Below are 809 nucleotides of genomic sequence, written 5' to 3' on the forward strand. Positions count from 1 at the left end.
AAGTACGCCAACCTCATGCTCGGGACGAACTTCGGCAGCGGGTCGAAGCCGAAGCGGCTCTACATCGAGAAGGTCCACCCGGACTTCTGGGCGCGGATGGAAGACGAGGAGGGGCTCGACCCCCAGCGGGACCACCTCTACGGGGAGTTCAAGCGCGACCCGGACGTGATCTGCTTCGAGTACGCCGACCAGGTCCCCGACGAGTTCGAGGTCGACTGGGAGAAGATGCTCGACAAGACCCTCAAGGGACCGATAGAGCGCGTGATAGAGGCGCTCGGCATGTCGTGGGAGGAGGTCAAGACGGGCCAAGAGCAGACGGGGCTCGGCTCGTTCATGTGACCGACGGCGAGGCGAAACGCCGGTCGTCGAAAGCACTTTTCGATCGGAAGAAAATTTCTTGGTGGATCTGCGATTTTTGAGGCGGAGATGCGTAACCGTTAACCCCCGCAACACCCACTGTTCGCACACGAGGCACGAGAACACAATGGCAACTCTCGAAATCAACGACCTTCGGGCACGAGTGGCCGAAGAGGGCGGTGAACGGATCCTTCGCGGCGTCGACCTGACCGTCGAGTCCGGGGACATCCACGCGCTGATGGGTCCCAACGGCTCGGGCAAGTCGACGCTGGCGAAGGTGATCGCCGGCCACCCGGCCTACGAGGTGACCGACGGGTCGATCTCCCTCCACCTCGACGAGGACGACGTCGCCGACGTCGACGCCGACCTCGACGACGAGGATTACCACTGGGAGCTCCTGGAGCTGGAGCCGAACGAGCGCGCCGCGCTCGGTATCTTCCTCGGCTTCCAGT

The 809-nt window shown here is 63.2% G+C and carries 1 protein-coding gene and 1 pseudogene; both read left to right on the forward strand.

The features are described from left to right. A pseudogene (locus EXE45_RS17085) lies at nucleotides 1–339 on the forward strand (DNA polymerase elongation subunit); the annotation flags it as partial. Nucleotides 340–484: 145 nt separating this feature from the next. Next, the coding region (locus EXE45_RS17090; protein ID WP_137695034.1) for an ATP-binding cassette domain-containing protein at nucleotides 485–809 on the forward strand (325 nt) is incomplete at its 3' end.

Origin of the sequence: Halorubrum sp. SP9 (assembly GCF_005435015.1) — an archaeon.
GTDB lineage: Archaea > Halobacteriota > Halobacteria > Halobacteriales > Haloferacaceae > Halorubrum > Halorubrum sodomense.